The following is a 14824-nucleotide window of genomic DNA, read 5'->3' as shown; positions in this document are numbered from 1 at the left end:
GCAAAAAAAGAGAGCCGTCCGCGTTCGTGCGCGATCGACTCTGGCCGTATAGGGCTGTTGTGAATAATGCTGCAGCTATAATGCCTAACCTGACACGCTGCCTCAGCCTGTGCCCCACAGTGGCGCGGCGGGGACCCGCCGTCTAACGCAGGAGCTCGATAAACTTGCTGGCTGCGCCGGAAAGCGGCATGTTGCGCATCGTCATGAATCCGACTTGGGAAGGCGGCAGCTTGACGTCCAACTGAATTTCGAAGAGGGCGCCGCTCTCTAACTCCTTGCTGACGAATTCTCGGGTCACGTACGAGATGCCGAGTCCTTTTTTCGCGAATTCGATTAACAGATCGACGCTTCCGACCTCGATTTCGGGTTTGATTTCATGTCCGAAGCTTTGGAACAGCTCCGTGATGGCCATCCGTACCCGGCTGTTGCGTGAGAACAGAATAATGGGGTACTGGAGCAGCAGCTCGATCGACAGAATTTCGTCCTTCAGCTCGGAATAACGGGCTCCCGCCACGAAACAATCCTGCAGCTGAATGCCCCGCATCACTTTGAGCTGGGAATCGACGATGGGCATGCGGACGACGCCGACATCGATGCGTCCTTCCTTCAGGAAGGAAATGGTCTCCGGCGTCGTGCCGTGATTCAGATGCAGCTTAATGCCGGGATGCTTCTGATGATAGTCTTCCAAGAACGGAAGCAGATAATGCTTGAACAACGAATCACTGCCGCCGATTCTAAGCTCGCCGCTGTCCAGATTTTTGAGCGCGGCCATCTTTTCTTCCGCAAGCGTGATATAGATCTGCGACTGCTCGATATAGGAGTAGAGCACGGCCCCCTCCTGGGTAAGCGAGACGCCTTTGGAATTCCGATAAAACAAGGTAATGCCGAAGCTGTCCTCCAATTGCTTGATCGCATGACTGACGCTGGGTTGTGTGAGATAGAGCGCTTTGGCAGCCTGCGTCAGGCTTCCCGTTTTTGCAGCCCAATAGAACACCTTGTAAAGTTCGTAATTGTTGGTCATAGACATGGTCTATAGCTCCTGTGAAATATATTAATTACTCGTATAGATGATAATCGTATTATAGTGGAAATACGAAAGAGAAACCAGAGCTTACGGTTATGGAGACAGCGTGCTGATCACTCAGCGGCAGCTGCCATGCCGGAACATCAAGAGAAGCTCTGCTGGAAGGAGAAGAACAGCATGGAGGCAACCTCATTTGTTTTATTTGGTGCGACAGGGGATTTAGCGAAACGCAAAATCTACCCTGCCTTGTATAATTTGTTCATAGACGGCAAGCTTCCGCAATCCTTTTCCGTATTCGGACTTGGACGAAGAGAGCTCACGGACGAAGCCTTTCAGGCAAATGTCGAACAGTCTCTTCGTATCTTTTCCAGACGCCAAGGGAACGATGCCGATTCGGTGAAACAGTTCTTGCGTGTATTCCGCTATAGCGTGCTGGACGTTGGCCGCAAAGAGGATTACAAAACGCTGCTGAGCCGCATCGAAAAGCGTGAAGCTGAGCTGAGCGCAGCGCCTAACCGCCTGTTTTACTTATCCGTTGGACCTGAATTCTTCGAGCCGATCGCGGCCAACATCCAAGAAAGCGGCCTTGGCTCAGCGGATGCCTGGAAACGCCTCGTCATCGAGAAGCCGTTCGGCCATGATTTGCAATCGGCCCGGGATTTGAACTGGAAGCTGAGCAAATCGTTCGAAGAGCATGAAATTTTCCGTATCGATCATTATCTCGGCAAGCCGATGGTGCAGAAGCTCGAAGTGCTGCAGCAGACCAATCCGGTGCTTCAAGCGTTGTGGACCAACCGTTACATCGCGAACGTTCAGATTACGGCGAACGAAACGGTCGGCGTTGAAGAACGGGCGGGTTACTATGATCACGTCGGCGCTGTTAGAGACATGTTCCAGAACCATATGCTTCAACTAATGATGATGCTGGCGATCCACCTGCCGAGCAACAGCGGTTCGGATAAAGTCCGTCTTAAGAAGAAGAAGGTCATGGAGTCCGTAGAGCCGCTGCAGAAGGAGGACGTCGTATCGCAAGTCATCCGCGGTCAGTACGAAGCCGGCGTAATCGGCGGCAAGCCGGTTGTCGGTTACCGATCCGAAGCGGGCATTGCGGAAACGTCGATGAACGACACGTTCATTGCTGCTAAGCTGCAAATCGACGATTACTTCTGGCGCGGCGTTCCTTTCTATATTCGTACCGGCAAGCGCATGAACGAGAAATCGACGCGCATCGTCATCGAGTTCAAAGAACCGCTGCAGCAAGCGTCCACGTACGACGACACGAAGGTGCCTAACCTGCTTGTCTTCGAAATCAGTCCGAATGAAGGCATTTCGCTTCAATTAAACACGCGCGATCCGGAGCATAAAGGTGAATTCAAGCCGATCCACATCGACTTCCACGCGGATAAGAACGACAACGTGCCTGAAGCCTACGAGAACTTGATTCATGATGCGCTCAACGGCGATCCGACGTTCTTCGCGCACTGGGACGAAGTGGAATTGTCCTGGCAGTGGGTTCAACCGATCTTGAACGCATTCCAAGAGAATCTCGTTCCGCTTCGTTCCTATAAAGCAGGATCTTACGGTCCGGCCGAATCCGACGAGCTCTTGGCAAGAGACGGCTACCACTGGTGGTTCGACGCCAATCCTGTACAAGAAAATGAAACAAAAGAAGGAGAACATTATGCCTACCACACAAACAATTGATCAATTAGCTGTCGACACGATCCGAACATTATCCATCGATGCCATTAACGCGGCCAACTCCGGCCATCCGGGACTGCCGATGGGCGCGGCGCCAATGGCGTACGCCCTCTGGTCCAAATTGCTGAACCATAACCCGGGCCATGCCAAATGGTTCAACCGCGACCGCTTCGTATTGTCCGCAGGTCACGGCTCCGCACTTCTTTACAGCCTGCTGCACTTATCCGGCTACAACGTTTCGATCGATGACTTGAAGCAATTCCGTAAGCTGAACAGCAAGACGCCAGGACATCCGGAATTCGGCCACACAGACGGCGTAGACGCAACGACCGGACCGCTGGGTCAAGGGATTGCGATGGCAGTCGGCATGGCGATGGCAGAAGCGCATTTGGCTTCCAAATTCAATCAGGACGGTTTCCCAGTCGTTGATCATTATACGTATGCGCTTGTCGGCGACGGCTGCTTGATGGAAGGGATCTCTTATGAGGCGATGTCCATGGCTGGCCATATGAAGCTTGGTAAATTGGTTGTTCTGTACGATTCCAACGACATCTCGCTGGACGGCGCGCTGAACCTCTCCTTCGGCGAGAACATGCAGAAGCGTGCAGAATCGGCAAACTGGGAGTACCTGCGCGTCGAGGACGGCAACGACATCGAAGGAATCGCCAAAGCAATCGAAGCCGCAAAACGCAACGAATCGCAGCCGACGATCATCGAAATCCGCACGATTATCGGTTACGGCAGCAAGGTAGCCGGAACGAACAAAGCGCACGGCAATCCGCTGGGCAAAGAAGAAGCAATAGCGACGAAGAAAGCCTACGGCTGGGAATACGAAGAAGAGTTCACCGTACCGGCAGACGTAAGATCGCATTTCGAGCAGCTGAAAGCGAACGGCGCGGCCAAAGAAGAAGCTTGGAACCAATTGATCGCTTCTTATACAGCGAAGCATCCGGCGCTCGGCTCCGAGCTTGAGCAAGTGATCGGCGGGTCCGTTACGATCGATGCCAAGGACATCCTTACCTTCGATCCGTCCAAGACGGTATCGACGCGTATTGCAAGCGGCGAAGCGATCAATCATTACGTGAAATCAGTATCGTCGATTTTCGGCGGAAGCGCGGACTTGTCGCACTCCACGATGACGGACATTAGCGGAGAGCAGACCTTCGCCGTTGAATCCTATGCGGGCCGCAACATTTACTTCGGCGTTCGCGAACATGCCATGGGAGCAGCCGGCAATGGTATGGCGCTGCACGGCGGCGTTAAGCCTTTCGTCAGCACGTTCTTCGTATTCAGCGACTACCTGCGTCCGTCGATTCGACTGGCTGCGCTGCAGAAGCTGCCTGTCACTTACGTATTTACGCATGACTCTATCGCCGTCGGCGAAGATGGACCTACTCATGAGCCTGTCGAGCATCTGACTGCGCTTCGCACCATTCCGGGACTAACCGTTATTCGTCCTACCGATGCCAATGAAACGGCGAGCGCCTGGGCATATGCCCTGCAGCAAAACGAAGGTCCTGTAGCGCTTGTGCTGAGCAGACAAAACCTGCCTGTCTATGAAGCGACCAAAGGTAACGTTGAAGCGGTGGCCAAAGGCGCCTACGTCTTGACCGAGACGAACAGTCAGCCTGACGTTATTCTGATCGGAACGGGTTCCGAGGTTTCACTGGCCGTCAGCGCCAAAGCAGAGCTAGAGCGCGACAACCTCTCTGTCCGTGTCGTTGCGATGCCAAGCCGTGAGCTGTTCAATCGTCAGCCTGAAGCTTACAAGCAAAGCATTCTTCCATCAGCCATCACGAAGCGCGTAGCGATCGAAGCCGGCATCTCGCTTGGCTGGGAGCGTTACACGGGAGCCGAAGGCAGAATCATATCCATCGATACATTCGGCGCATCGGGTCCTGGCGGCGCAGTTCTGGAATACTTTGGATTCTCTGTGAAAAATGTTGTCGGCGTGACGAAAGATTTACTGAAATAATACACACATTAAACAAGAATGAGAGTAGACTCGGGAAGGATGCGCCTGCCGTAAGATGCAACTTGCGGCAGATCCTCCTGCAAGCGGCTCTTCATATAAACAAAAACAAAATAACACCAAAAAACGGAGGTAATAACCATGAAATTTTTTATCGATACAGCTAACCTGTCCGACATTAAGAAAGCTTACAAAATCGGCGTCCTGTCCGGCGTTACGACAAATCCGTCCCTGGTAGCCAAAGAAGGCGTGAAGTTCGAAGACCGCATCGCCGAAATTCTGCGCGAAGTGCCTGAGGTTGAATCTGTATCGGCGGAAGTTACGCCGGATGCCCTCACGGCTGAAGACATGATTGCACAAGCAAACGAACTGATCAAAATCAACAACAACGACAAAAACATCACGATCAAGCTGCCGATGACGCTGGCTGGTCTTGAAGCTTGCCGTTACCTGACGAAGAAAGGCGTAAAAACGAACGTAACACTCATCTTCTCCGTGAACCAGGCGCTTCTCGCCGCACGTGCCGGCGCTACTTATGTTTCTCCGTTCCTCGGCCGCTTGGACGACATTTCGGAAGACGGTGTTCTGCTTGTTGCGAAAGTCGCTGAGTTGTTCCGCACACATAACCTGGATACGCAAATCATCGCGGCATCCGTTCGCCACCCGGATCATGTAACTCGCGTAGCTATGGCCGGCGCGCATATCGCAACGATTCCGTTCTCGGTCATCGAACAAATCTCGAAGCACCCGCTGACGGATCAAGGCATGGACAAATTCGCTGCCGACTGGAAAAAAACAGCGCAACTTTAAGTTGCGCTTCACCATACACAGGTTCAAAGGAGAAATGAAGCCATGACGATTTCATTCGATTATTCCAACGCATTGTCGTTTATCCAGCAGCATGAAGTAGATTATTTCGGCGAGTTCGTGAATACGGCTCACCGGATGCTGCACGAGAAGCAAGGCCCGGGTTCCGATTACCTCGGCTGGGTAGATCTGCCGTTTAACTACGATAAAGAAGAGTTTGCGAGAATTAAAGAAGCCGCAGCGCGCATTCGCAGCAACTCCCAAGCCCTCGTCGTCATCGGCATTGGCGGCTCGTATCTCGGTGCAAGATCGGCAATCGAAGCGTTGTCCCATACATTCCACAACCAAATGAGCGGCACGACGCAAGTGTATTTTGCCGGCCAAAATATCAGCTCTACGTACATTACGCATCTGCTTGAGCTGCTCGAAGGCAAAGATATTTCCCTTAACGTTATCTCCAAATCGGGCACGACGACAGAACCTGCGGTCGCTTTCCGTATTCTGCGCGATTATATGGAGAAGAAATACGGTAAAGAGGAAGCGCGCAAACGGATTTACGCAACGACCGACCAAGCGAAGGGCGCGCTGAAGAAGCTTGCCGACGAAGAAGGCTACGAAACTTTCGTTATTCCAGATGATGTCGGTGGACGTTATTCCGTGCTGACGGCCGTTGGGCTTCTGCCAATCGCGGCTGCAGGACTTAACATCGACCAAATGATGGCAGGCGCTGCAGCTGCCGCGAAGAAATACAACAATCCGGACCTTGCCACCAACGAGAGCTACCAATATGCGGCTGTCCGCAACGCCTTGTACCGCAAAGGCAAAACAATCGAGCTGCTCGCTAACTTCGAGCCGTCGCTGCATTTCGTATCCGAGTGGTGGAAGCAATTGTTCGGCGAAAGCGAAGGGAAGGACCAGAAGGGCCTTTACCCGGCTTCGGTTGATTTTACGACTGATCTGCACTCCATGGGTCAATACGTTCAAGAAGGCCGCCGCGATCTGCTTGAAACTGTACTTGCGGTGAAGAAAGCCCGCATTGAACTGAACATCCAAGAGGATGCTGGCAACCTGGACGGCCTCAATTTCCTTGCAGGCATGACGATGGACGAAGTAAACAAGAAGGCGGCGGAAGGCACGCGTCTTGCACACGTCGACGGCGGCGTACCGAACCTGATTGTCGAGCTGGATGAGCTTAATGAATTCACGTACGGCGAAATGGTGTACTTCTTCGAGAAAGCATGCGGCATCAGCGGCTTGCTGCTCGGCGTGAACCCGTTCGATCAACCGGGCGTCGAAGCGTATAAAGTCAACATGTTCGCACTGCTCGGCAAGCCCGGCTTCGAAGCGCAGAAAGCAGAACTCTTGAAACGATTGTCAGCAACAGCAAAGTAATGACACGGAGGTAATGACAATGAAAAAACAACAAATCGGTGTGGTCGGTCTGGCCGTTATGGGTAAGAACCTGGCCCTGAATATTGAAAGCAAAGGGTTCTCGGTATCGGTTTATAACCGTTCCGCCGAAAAAACAAACGAACTGCTCGAAGAAGCGAAAGGCAAAGATTTCGTAGGCACGTTCAGCGTGGAAGAATTCGTTCAATCGCTGGAAACGCCCCGCAAAATTCTAATCATGGTTAAAGCAGGCGCGCCAACGGATGACACGATCAACCAGCTCGTGCCTTACCTGGACAAAGGCGACATCTTGATCGACGGCGGCAACGCGTACTTCCCTGATACACAGCGCAGAAACAAAGACCTTCAGGCGCAAGGCTTCCGCTTCATCGGAGCCGGCGTATCGGGCGGCGAAGAAGGCGCGCTGAACGGCCCTTCGATCATGCCGGGCGGGCAGCGCGATGCATACGAGCTGGTGGAACCGATCCTGACGGCAATCTCCGCTAAAGTTAACGGCGATGCTTGCTCCACGTACATCGGCGCAGACGGCGCTGGCCACTACGTCAAAATGGTGCATAACGGCATTGAGTATGGCGACATGCAGCTGATCGGCGAAGCCTATCACCTGCTGAAGGACGTGCTGAACGTCAGTACAAGCGAGCTGCATGACATCTTCACCGAGTGGAACAACGGCGAGCTGGACAGCTACCTGATCGAGATCACGGCCGACATCTTCGGCAAGACCGATCCGGAAACAGGCAAACCGATGGTAGACGTCATCCTTGACTCCGCTGGGCAGAAGGGTACAGGCAAATGGACGAGCCAAAGCGCACTGGATCTGGGCGTACCGCTGTCCATCATCACGGAATCCGTGTTCGCACGGTTTATCTCCGCGATGAAAGAAGAGCGCGTTGCTGCAAGCAAGCTGCTTAGCGGTCCTGCGACTTCGAGCTACGAAGGCGATCGTAAAGAATTCATCGAAGCTGTTCGCAAAGCATTGTTCGCAAGTAAAATTGCTTCTTACGCACAAGGCTTCGCACAAATGCGCGCAGCCTCCGACGCTTACGATTGGAACCTGGACTACGGCAGCATCGCAATGATCTTCCGCGGCGGCTGCATCATCCGCGCAGGCTTCCTGCAAAACATCAAGGATGCGTACGACCGTAACCCTGAGCTGAAAAACCTCTTCTTGGACGAACACTTCAGCACGATCGTTCAAAACTACCAGGATGCGTGGAGAAACGTCATCTCCGTTGCAGTAAGCAGAGGCATTCCGGTTCCTGGCTTCGCCTCCGCGCTGGCTTACTATGACAGCTACCGCTCCGAGCGCCTGCCGGCAAACCTGCTTCAAGCGCAGCGCGACTATTTCGGCGCACATACGTTCCAACGTGTGGATAAACCAGGAAGCTTCCACTTCCAATGGATGCAGGAATAACGCAATCCCCGTTCACTCGCATACAGCTATCATTTCTTCTGTAACGACCAAGGTTTATACGTACAAGGCGCCTGAGCAATCAGGCGTCTTTTTTGTACCTGCATATTCCCCTTCCGCGAAAGAAGTGATATGGTGTGAAGTATCGAAATCGCTTTCACCGGAAAGGTAGGTTGACTCGTCTTGCGTCTGAAGTTACTACCCTTCAACACGCTTCGCAATCAAATGCTGTTCGGGTTCCTGCTCGTCATGATGATCATTCTGGTGCTGGTCGGCGGCGTGACGTTCACCTCGGTATCGACGTTGCTCAAGAACAACGCGGAGAAGCATATCCAACAAACCGCGGTTCAGGCCAACGGCCGTCTTGAGAGTATTCTCGATCAGATCGATTCCTTAACGACGCTCGTGTCGACGAACGGATATGTGCAGCAGCTGCTGCTGAAGGAAATGAACGGGCATCCGTCAACGTTCACGGAACGGCAGGCGCTTCCGCCGATCATCAATCTCGTCCAGATGTATACGGACGGCATCAAATCAGTCGAGCTGTATAATAAGGACCGTGCGAGGCTCTATCCGCTGGATGACGGCAATCTCGGCGACAAGGTCAGCGAAGCATGGATCGAGCAGGCAGAGGCGCAGAAGGGCAGCATTGTCTGGTTCGGCATTGATCCGGCCGATTCGACGTCTCTCCTTGCCATTCGGCGAATCAGTCTTGTGGACAAGTATTTCTCGACCGGCGGCTATCTGCTCATTCGCGCCGACCGCAGCAAATTCGCGCTTAAAGGGCCTTTGTCAGGCGAGGGAGAATCGGAGACGATGCTGCTGCTCAGCAAAGACGGTCAATTGATCGCCTCCAACGACGACGCCATTTCGCAAGCCGAAGCGGCGGGATTGACCGTGGGACGCGATCAGACGGCGACGATCGGGAAGAGGTCGTTCATCGTCGTCAAGCAGCGGTCGCGCGTCACGGGCTGGACGCTGCTTATTCTAACGCCCGTCGATGCCATTACGAAGGGGATTTCGGTCGTTCGGACGACGATCGTCGTGTCGGCTTGCCTTGGCACGTTCCTGTTCGTGCTGCTCTCCTTCTTTCTCTCGACGATCATAACGCGGCCGATCTTCCGGCTGATCAAGACGATGCGAGGCACGCGAATGGGGATTCTGAAGCCGACGGATACGGTGTCCTCCACAATCGAGATTAAAGAATTGAATTACTCTTACAACCAGATGGTCGACAATATTAACGGATTGATCAAGCTTGTCTACGAGAAGGAGCTCTCGCAGAGTCGTACGGAATTGAAAGCGCTTCAAGCGCAGATCAATCCGCATTTCCTGTTCAATACGCTGGACGCGCTGTACTGGTCGCTGCTGGACAAGGATGAAGAACAGCTCGCGGCCTACGTCGTCGCCATGTCGGACTTGTTCCGCTATACGATAACCGGTCCGAATAAGGACGAATGGGTCGGCCTTCGCGATGAGTTGGAGCATATCGAACGCTATCTGCTCATCATGAAGATGCGCTTCGAGAATCGCTTGACCTGGCGCATCGAAGCCGCGCCGGTATTCGCGGATATCCGGCTCCCGAAGCTGCTGCTGCAGCCGCTTGTGGAGAATGCGATTCTGCACGGCGTTGAGAGCAAGATCGAACCGGGCCGGGTCACGCTGGAAGTCTCGCGCACCGAGGAGAAAATCACGATCGCGGTAGAGGACGACGGAGCAGGCATGGACGAGGACAAGCTGCGCGCGCTCATCGAAGGCTTGGAGAGCGGCACCGTGTCCTCTTCCAAAAATTCCGGCGTCGGCATCGCCAACGTGCAGCGGAGACTCCGGCTCTATTTTGCAGAAGAGGGCGTTCAGGCTCCTCGCATCGACATTGCAAGCGAGAAGGGACACGGGACACGGATCAGTATCTCGATTCCGACGAACAGGAGGGAGAACCTATGAGAATTCGTACGATTCTGATCGTCGACGATGAGCCGAGATCAAGAGAAGGCATGAAGAAAATGCTGGCAGCCTGGGCGGCTGGCCAATACGAGCTCTTGACTGCCGACAATGGCGCCGGTGCCCTGCGTATACTGGGAGAAACTACAGTCGATCTCATGATTACGGATATTCGAATGCCGGAGATTAATGGGCTTAACCTGGTTACCCGGATGAAAGAAACGCCCATGCAGCGTCAGCCTGCCGTGATTCTGATCTCCGGCCATGCCGAATTCGAATATGCCCAGCAGGCGATTCAGCTGTCGGTAGTCAATTATCTGCTCAAGCCCGTCAGCAAGGAGAAGTTAATCGCGGCGGTAGAAGAGGCGCTCAAGTCCGGCGAAGAGCGCGGCAGGATCGAGCTGCTGCAGAAAATGGCCGATCCGAGGCTTATGGACGTTACGGACGGCGAAGCCGCTTTCAGCGACCCCGTGCGTCAAGCGATTGTATATGTAGAAACGCATTTCGGCGCAGCGGTCAGCTTGAAGGAGGTCGCCGAGCATGTTCATCTTAACGGGAGCTATTTCAGCGCATTATTCAAAGAGCAGAGCGGCATGACCTTCAGCGAATACGTAGCCCGGCGGAAATTGCAGAAAGCGAAGGAGCTGCTGCTGAAGACGAAGCTGCCGATTGCCGAGATCGCAGAGCGCATCGGTTACCAGACCGCGAAATATTTCAATAAAGTGTTCAAGGAATACGAAGCCAGAAGTCCCGGGCAATATCGATCGGAAATGAACGGGGTACGCGAGGAAATCTAAAAATGGGAGAACTTTACCCAAACGTCGTACCCTTATCCGATTCGAGTACGGATGATAGACTACTTACAGTAGGAAAGCGCATACATGTTTCGCGCAGGTTTAAGGGGGAATTGATCCATGAAGAGCAAGGTTTTATCGACGGGGACCCTGCTTGCCGCTTTACTACTCGCTGCAACCGCTTGCGGAAGCAGTAATTCCGTATCGTCGAATCATGAATCCGATGGGGAAGCCGTAAGCGCCGATTTCGGCTCCGCAGAGAAAATCACGCTCAGAATGATGCATCTGTGGCCGGACAGCAATTCAGCTCAGAATAAAATGGTGCTGGAAATCATCAAGGAGTACGAAACGGCGAATCCGGACACGACAATCACCACGGAAGTGCTGGAGAACGAGCAGTACAAGAACAAGCTGAAGGTGCTGTCCGCTTCCAACAATCTGCCGGATGTCGGCTTCACTTGGGCAGCGGGCTTCATGGACCCTTACGTGAACGGCGGCATGTTCGCGCCGGTTGACGATCTGCTGCAGGGCGAGCTGAAAGATAAATTCGTAGCCGGCACGACGGAAGCCTTCTCTTTCAGCGGCAAAACCTTCGCGCTTCCGGTCGAGCTGAACATTGTGCCTGTCTACTATAACAAAGCGATTTTTGCCAGGTACGGCTTAAAGCCCCCGCAAACGACTGACGATCTGAAGAACATCATCAGAACGCTGAACGACAACAATGTGACGCCGATTACGCTCGGCGGCAAGGATGCTTGGCCGTCCTCATTCTGGTACATGTACTTGGCAGACCGCATTGGGGGTCCGGACGTGCTGGACAAAGCAGTCGCGAGCAGCAGCTTTACCGATCCTTCCCTGCTTGCAGCTGCGAAAGAAGCCCAAGAACTGGTCAACTTGAACGCTTTCGTCAAAGGCTACAACGGCCTATCCAATGACGAAGCGAAGGCGCTGTTCATGAACGAGAAGGCGGCGATGTTCGCAATGGGTACGTGGGAAGTGCCGAACTACACGACGGTTCAAGGCGTCCCGCAAACGTTTAAGGACAAGATCGGTTATTTCAAGTTCCCGGCTGCCGCAGGCGGCAAAGGCAGCGTAGACGATTGGGTAGGCGGGCCGGGGGTCGGCTTGTTCGTCTCCCAGAACTCCAAGCAGATCGACGAAGCGAAGAAATTCGTCAGCTTCTTCGTCCAGAAATGGGGCGAGCATTCCATTACGGATGCAGGCGTCATTCCGGCTACCAAAATCGACACCTCCGCAATCAAGCTGCCGCAAATGTTTATCGATCTGCTGAATGAGCTGAACAAAGCGAGCAAGGTCACCTTATATCTCGACACCCAAATGAAACCGGGCGCCTCTTATGCTCACCATAATCTGGTGCAGGCGCTGCTCGGCAAAGCCGCTACGCCGGAGGAGTTCATCAAGAAACAGGACGACGCGCTTAAAGCAGGCAAGTAATCCGACCAATTGAATGCCAAGGAGAGAGAAGCGATGTCCAATTCCGCCAATGCCAAGAAGCGCGCGGTGCAGAATGAACCATTAGTTACGCACATCTATACAGCTGATCCTTCCGCCCATGTCTTTGAAGGCAAGCTCTACGTGTATCCCTCGCATGACATCGACCATGACGGTCCAACCAACGATAACGGAGACCAGTATGCCATGGAAGACTATCATGTCTTATCCTTGGACGGCATAGATTCGCCCTGCATCGATCATGGCGAAGCGCTCCATGTGAAGGACGTGCCCTGGGCGTCGAAGCAGATGTGGGCGCCGGACGCCGCGTATCGCGGCAATACGTACTATTTGTTCTTCCCGGCAAGGGACAAGGACGGGATATTCCGGATCGGTGTCGCCAAAGGCGAGTCTCCGGCCGGTCCGTTCCAAGCGGAAGCGAATTATATGCCGGGAAGCTTCAGTATCGATCCGGCGGTATTCGTTGACGACGATAACAAGGCCTATATGTATTTCGGCGGCTTATGGGGCGGTCAGCTGGAGAAATGGCAGACCGGCGTCTTTCTACCGGATGCCGAGGGTCCGGATGCGGCGGAGCCGGCGCTTGGTCCCCGCGTTGCGGAGCTTAGCGACGATATGCTGACGTTTGCGGAATCGCCTGTGGAAATTTCAATCGTGGGCGGGGATGGCAGTCCGATTCTGGCAGGAGACGAGGACCGCAGATATTTCGAAGGCCCGTGGATGCATAAGTATAACGGTCTTTATTATCTGTCTTACTCCACGGGTACGACGCACAAGCTCGTTTACGCGGTAAGCGAGCATCCGCAGGGGCCGTTCGTCTTTAAAGGGACGATTCTGACGCCGGTTCTCGGATGGACCACGCATCATTCCATCGTGCAGTTTCAGGATAAATGGTACTTGTTCTACCACGATGCCTCCTTGTCCGGTGGCGTTGATCACAAGCGCAGCGTCAAATTCACCGAGCTTCACTATAACGAGGACGGCACGATTCAGACGATCGATTCGTATCTGTAAGCGAATTATAACGCAGCCGCGAAGGCTGCGTTTTTGTTTCGCGGAAACAACTCTAAACAGTAAAAAACCCGGGCGCGGCGGTTGACCGGGCTCGGGCTTACACGTCAATTACGCGGTTCGGCGTATTCAAGAACGGTGAGCTGTCCTTATTTGTCGATATAGGAATCGATGGTATTCAAGACTTTGATTAATTGCCAATGGCAAAATATAATCTCTTGATCATGATGGCTGACTGCATTGTACGTGTTCGTCTGCTGGTACACTTTAAACCCTCTGTAATTTTCATAAATCGTTCGCACGTTCGCCAGCTCCCTCTCTTCATAAGTAAACAATCAAGCGAGCCTGATGAAGGGGTTCATCGTATGTCTCGTCGATTTCCATTCCATCTCCTGCTGCCATACGGTCAGGAAGATATGGTTAACGCCCTCTGAAATCACTAAAATAGGTTTGTCGTAGACAGTTGTTAACGGGAGTTTATAAGGAACGGGCTCAGCTTCAATGATGCTTCTCGCAGCCTGCAGCAGGCTAATCGATAATCGGATACGTCCAAATACACGAAATTGGTTGCAGCATTCCGTGAATTCCGCGTCAAACCATTCCAGTGCCTCCACTTGCTGCACGGAAAAGGTGACGGATTCCCCCATGTCGTTTTGCAGCTTTAGCCGATCCAGGTGGACATTGTCCTTGTTTAATTCGAATGCGGCCATGTCGATCGCTTTCCTTCTTGTACAGGTAGGAACCAAACGGGAGATCTGTGCATCAAAAGTCGCCTGGGCATCAAATTCTTTTTTAATCATTTGTAAAGTCGATTTCTCCTTTTGATAGCATCATGTTTTTTATTTATCTGAATAATAAAATTGTATAGGGAAGTAATTAAAAAGTAAGTCGAACTGAAGAGGCGAGTAATAGTAGGTTTTGTCGAAAATTTTATATATTACATTGCTATTCATGTAAATAATTTACAATCCCTTTATTATTCCGCTTCTACGGAGGAGAGGGAAATTATGGATTATTATTGACATTGCCTTGCTAAGACAAGCGCCGCCATGGTATAGTTTTGAAATCGAATGTGAGGGAGGTGAGGTAGGTGAATCACGAATGGCTTAACAACCGCATTAGCCAGCTGCCGATTGCTATGGCTGGCATTACGCATGCATTTTCCGCGAACGGGATCCGTCTGTCCGATTTCGACCATACGTTTCAACCATTCGCGAGAAGACGCCTACCTTAACCACACGGATTGCTTGGTCATTCCTAAGGGTCGCGGGCTTGTTGCC

Annotated in this window: 13 protein-coding genes; 10 read left to right on the top strand and 3 right to left on the bottom strand. The window is 52.8% G+C overall.

Translation table 11 applies throughout. The annotated features are described in order from the left end of the window. Nucleotides 1–142: 142 nt before the first annotated feature. Nucleotides 143–1021 (bottom strand): LysR family transcriptional regulator, encoded by an 879-nt coding sequence (locus KXU80_RS10345; protein ID WP_219838977.1) that lies wholly within the window; start codon nt 1019–1021, stop codon nt 143–145. A 180-nt stretch (nt 1022–1201) separates the two neighbouring features. Here KXU80_RS10345 and zwf point away from each other — a divergent pair, with 180 nt between their 5' ends. From zwf to KXU80_RS10300, 9 genes are all read left to right on the top strand, one after another. Then, complete coding sequence (zwf, locus tag KXU80_RS10340; RefSeq protein WP_219838098.1) at nt 1202–2728, top strand: glucose-6-phosphate dehydrogenase; 1527 nt, start codon at nt 1202–1204, stop codon at nt 2726–2728. Continuing rightward, nucleotides 2706–4700 carry a transketolase gene (gene tkt / locus KXU80_RS10335; RefSeq protein ID WP_219838097.1) on the top strand — a complete coding sequence of 665 codons (1995 nt, stop codon included), beginning with the start codon at nt 2706–2708 and terminating at the stop codon, nt 4698–4700. The genes zwf and tkt overlap by 23 nt, the downstream gene beginning before the upstream one ends. A gap of 138 nt (nt 4701–4838) precedes the next feature. Continuing rightward, on the top strand, nt 4839–5507 hold the full coding sequence (gene fsa, locus KXU80_RS10330) for a fructose-6-phosphate aldolase (protein ID WP_219838096.1): 669 nt from the start codon (nt 4839–4841) through the stop codon (nt 5505–5507). A 42-nt stretch (nt 5508–5549) separates the two neighbouring features. After that, nucleotides 5550–6896 (top strand): glucose-6-phosphate isomerase, encoded by a 1347-nt coding sequence (locus KXU80_RS10325; protein ID WP_219838095.1) that lies wholly within the window; start codon nt 5550–5552, stop codon nt 6894–6896. A 19-nt stretch (nt 6897–6915) separates the two neighbouring features. Next, nucleotides 6916–8328 carry an NADP-dependent phosphogluconate dehydrogenase gene (gene gndA, locus KXU80_RS10320; protein WP_219838094.1) on the top strand — a complete coding sequence of 471 codons (1413 nt, stop codon included), beginning with the start codon at nt 6916–6918 and terminating at the stop codon, nt 8326–8328. 180 nt (nt 8329–8508) lie between these two features. Then, nucleotides 8509–10269: a sensor histidine kinase gene (locus KXU80_RS10315; protein WP_308858230.1), complete on the top strand. Its 1761-nt coding sequence runs from the start codon at nt 8509–8511 to the stop codon at nt 10267–10269. Next, nucleotides 10266–11063 (top strand): response regulator transcription factor, encoded by a 798-nt coding sequence (locus tag KXU80_RS10310; protein ID WP_219838093.1) that lies wholly within the window; start codon nt 10266–10268, stop codon nt 11061–11063. Before KXU80_RS10315 ends, KXU80_RS10310 begins: the two co-directional genes overlap by 4 nt. Nucleotides 11064–11180: 117 nt before the next feature. Continuing rightward, entirely contained in the window at nt 11181–12515 is a 1335-nt protein-coding gene (locus KXU80_RS10305) for an extracellular solute-binding protein (protein WP_219838092.1), read from the top strand. A gap of 33 nt (nt 12516–12548) precedes the next feature. Continuing rightward, the gene (locus KXU80_RS10300) at nt 12549–13547 is read left to right on the top strand and encodes a glycoside hydrolase family 43 protein (protein ID WP_219838091.1); all 999 of its coding nucleotides are present in this window, start codon (nt 12549–12551) and stop codon (nt 13545–13547) included. A gap of 146 nt (nt 13548–13693) precedes the next feature. Here the strand turns inward: KXU80_RS10300 and KXU80_RS10295 are convergent, their stop codons facing one another. Both KXU80_RS10295 and KXU80_RS10290 read right to left on the bottom strand, forming a co-directional pair. Next, the gene (locus KXU80_RS10295; protein ID WP_219838090.1) at nt 13694–13846 is read right to left on the bottom strand and encodes a hypothetical protein; all 153 of its coding nucleotides are present in this window, start codon (nt 13844–13846) and stop codon (nt 13694–13696) included. Nucleotides 13847–13879: 33 nt separating this feature from the next. Beyond that, nucleotides 13880–14344 (bottom strand): hypothetical protein, encoded by a 465-nt coding sequence (locus KXU80_RS10290; RefSeq protein ID WP_219838089.1) that lies wholly within the window; start codon nt 14342–14344, stop codon nt 13880–13882. Nucleotides 14345–14634: 290 nt separating this feature from the next. Between KXU80_RS10290 and KXU80_RS10285 the strand changes: the two genes are divergently transcribed. Continuing rightward, nucleotides 14635–14778, top strand: coding sequence for an RAxF-45 family protein (locus KXU80_RS10285; RefSeq protein WP_219838088.1), 144 nt, complete (start codon nt 14635–14637; stop codon nt 14776–14778). The last annotated feature ends 46 nt before the right edge of the window (nt 14779–14824 follow it).

The sequence above is a fragment of the Paenibacillus sp. R14(2021) genome (genome assembly GCF_019431355.1).
Lineage (GTDB): Bacteria > Bacillota > Bacilli > Paenibacillales > Paenibacillaceae > Paenibacillus_Z.
The sequence above is the reverse complement of the archived record's forward strand: the minus strand, read 5'-3'. Positions and strand labels throughout refer to the sequence as shown.